The following is a 2,997-nucleotide window of genomic DNA, read 5'->3' on the forward strand; positions in this document are numbered from 1 at the left end:
TCAGTCATGCTCCGCATGACAGCTCCCCCTGCCAGGGGGAGCCTGTTGGGATTACAGCTCCGGCAATCGGCTCCCCCCGCCAGAGAAAGCCCGTCGGAATCACGGCCTCGGCCACCACGGATACGGTCCTGGCAATCGGCTCCCCCTGTCAGGGGGAGCTGGCCGCCGCAAGGCGGACTGAAGGGGTCTGCCACGGTCCCCAGTTCCACAACCGTCTCCGCGTTGACCGGCCCAGGCTCCTCGTAGGCCTGGAGAACTCCCCGCTCCTTGACGATGCGCGAACGTCTGCGCAGCGGGAACACGCGCGGCGGCTCCAGACGTTCCATGGTGCCGAACCGGGGTCGCAACACCGGCCGGCAGGGGGCAAGACACTCGTAGACCTTGAGGGTCCGATGCTCCTGAAACAGCATCTGGTATGCGCCCCGGGCCGACGGCTCGCGTACGAACACCACCACGCCGGCGGTGTCGCGGTCGAGACGGTGCGCCGGCGTTATCCCCGGCTCGCCCAGCCTCTCCCGCAACCGAATCAGCGCGGTGGACCGATGCCACATGCCCCGCGGCGTGGTGGGGAGGAAATGCGGCTTGTCGATGACGATGATGCGCTCGTCCTCATACAGCACCTCGAAGTCGAACGGTATGTCCGGCTCGTCCGTCACCCACCGATGCGGTTTCGGCATAATCCCCCCAAAAAATACTCGAAATCCGCATTTTCCTCGCGGAAATCATCGAAAGCAGAACCGTTTTGCGACAACTTGCGCGTGGAAAATGCGGATAACGTCCAAACGCTATGGCCAATCACTCCACGGTGACGGACTTGGCGAGGTTGCGCGGCTTGTCCACGTCGTAGTTCTTCAGCTTGGCCATGTCCATGGCGAACAGCTGCAGCGGCACGACGTCCACGAGCGGGCTCATGAGCGTGGGGCACTTCGGACGCCAGAACACGACGTCGGCGTAGTTCTCCACGTCCTTGTCGCCCTCCTCGGCCACGGCGATGATGTATGCGCCACGGGCCTTGACCTCCTCAATGCCGGAGATAACCTTGGCGTGCAGCACGTTGCGGCCGCGTTCCGGCGGCACGATGAACACCACCGGCTCGCCTTCGTCCACCAGTGCGATGGGACCGTGCTTGAGCTCGCCTGCGGCAAAGCCCTCGGTGAATGTGTAGGCGATCTCCTTGAGCTTCAGCGCGCCCTCCAACGCGACCGGATAGCCCACGTGGCGGCCGAGGAACAGGAACGAGTTCGCGTCCACCATGCTTTCGGCGGCCTTCTGGATGGTCTCGGCCTGCGTGTCGAGCACCCACTGGATCTTGCGGGGCATGTCCTTGAGCCCGGAGAGGATCTGATGAATCTCATCACGGAACATCGTGCCCTTGATCTGCGCAAGATAGAGGCCAAGCACGTAGGCGGCGGTAATCTGCGCCACGAACGCCTTCGTGGAGGCCACGGCAACCTCCGGCCCGGCATGAGTGTAGAGCACCGCGTCGGATTCGCGCGGGATGGACGCGCCCTGCGTGTTGCAGATGGCCAGAACCTTCGAGCCCTGTTCACGGGCATGGCGCAGCGCCATGAGCGTGTCCATCGTCTCGCCGGACTGCGAGATGGCCACGACGAGCGTGCGCGGCGTGAGGATCGGGTCGCGGTAGCGGAACTCGTGGGCGAGCTCCACCTCCACGGGGATGCGCACCCAATGCTCGATCGCGTATTTGGCCACGAGACCGGCGTAGCTGGCCGTGCCGCAAGCGATGACGATGATCTTGTCGATGGCCTTGAAGTCATGTTCGTCGATATGCACCTCGTCGAGGTTCAGATCGCCGTTCTTGTCGAAGCGTCCGAGCAGCGTGCGCTGCACGGCGGCGGGGTCCTCGTGGATCTCCTTGTCCATGAACGAGTCCCAGCCGCCCTTCTCGGCGGCGGAGGCGTCCCAATCGACGGTGTACGTCTTCGGATTCTCCACGACGTTGCCGTAGAAGTCGGTGACGACGACCTTGCTCGCGGAGACGCAGACCGCCTGATCCTGGTCGATCTCCAGCGCACGCTTGGTGTAGGCGACGAACGCGGCCACGTCGGAGCCGAGGAAGTTCTCGCCGTCGCCGAGGCCGACGACCAGCGGCGAATCGTGACGTGCACCGACGATGATATCGGGCTGGCGGCAGTCGGTCGCGAGAATCGTGAACGCGCCCTTGAGCATACGCGCCAGACGGCGGACCGCGCGGAACAGGTCGGGCCTGCCTTCGTCGGCGATGATGGTGTCGACGATCTTGCCGAGCAGTTTGGCGGCCACCTCGGTGTCGGTGTTCGAGGAGAACCGGTAGCCTTCGGCCTGCAGGTCGAGCCGCAGCTGGGAGGCGTTCTCGATGATGCCGTTGTGGATGATGGCGACCTTGCCGTCCATGCTGGTGTGGGGGTGGGCGTTCACGTCGCTCGGCACACCGTTGGTGGCCCAACGCGTGTGTCCGATGCCGACGGTGGCCATGGGCATGGGCTTGCGTTCGATGTCGTCGACGAGGTTGGAAAGGCGGCCGGCCTTCTTGCGGACCTCGACATGATCCATGCCGGGTGCCGTCAATGCCACGCCGGCCGAATCATAGCCTCGATATTCCAGACGTCGCAGACCCTGAAGGCAGACTTCGAGGGGCTTGCCGCACGCGGTTTCGATGTTTCCTGCATATCCTACGATTCCACACATGGAAATCTAGTGTATGCAATGAATGTTGCATCCGCCCCAAGCAAAACGCACCTTGGCCGAACCTATACAAGGCTCCCGCGCTCCCCGCACCCGCTGTGACCGCGACGGGGTGGCGGTATGTAACGATAACGACCGGCGGCATGTACTTCCCGATACACTCAAGGCCGTTCGGCCGCCGCTCCGACGTCTGCACGGCAAGCCTAGCAGACGTCTCCGCTAGCCTACAATCGGGCGACGTGACTCATGTTTTTTGAGCGCGTAATGGTTAGTGGTGCCTCATCGGAAATGAGCGCGAACGGTACCGGTCCT

The 2,997-nt window shown here is 63.6% G+C and carries 2 protein-coding genes; both read right to left on the reverse strand.

Annotated features, from left to right (window positions below; genetic code table 11):
* The coding region (locus DF200_RS10465; protein ID WP_109138208.1) for a pseudouridine synthase at positions 1-677 on the reverse strand (677 nt) is incomplete at its 3' end.
* Between the two features lie 118 nt (positions 678-795).
* Positions 796-2,688: a glutamine--fructose-6-phosphate transaminase (isomerizing) gene (glmS, locus tag DF200_RS10470; protein WP_109138209.1), complete on the reverse strand. Its 1,893-nt coding sequence runs from the start codon at positions 2,686-2,688 to the stop codon at positions 796-798.
* Between the last annotated feature and the right edge of the window lie 309 nt (positions 2,689-2,997).

The organism is Bifidobacterium catulorum, from assembly GCF_003129925.1.
In the GTDB taxonomy this organism is placed as follows: Bacteria; Actinomycetota; Actinomycetes; order Actinomycetales; family Bifidobacteriaceae; genus Galliscardovia; species Galliscardovia catulorum.

Excerpts from the sequence above, each read along its gene's own strand:
- glmS (WP_109138209.1), bottom strand. The coding sequence starts at position 2,688 with ATGTGTGGAATCGTAGGATATGCAGGAAACATCGAAACCGCGTGCGGC.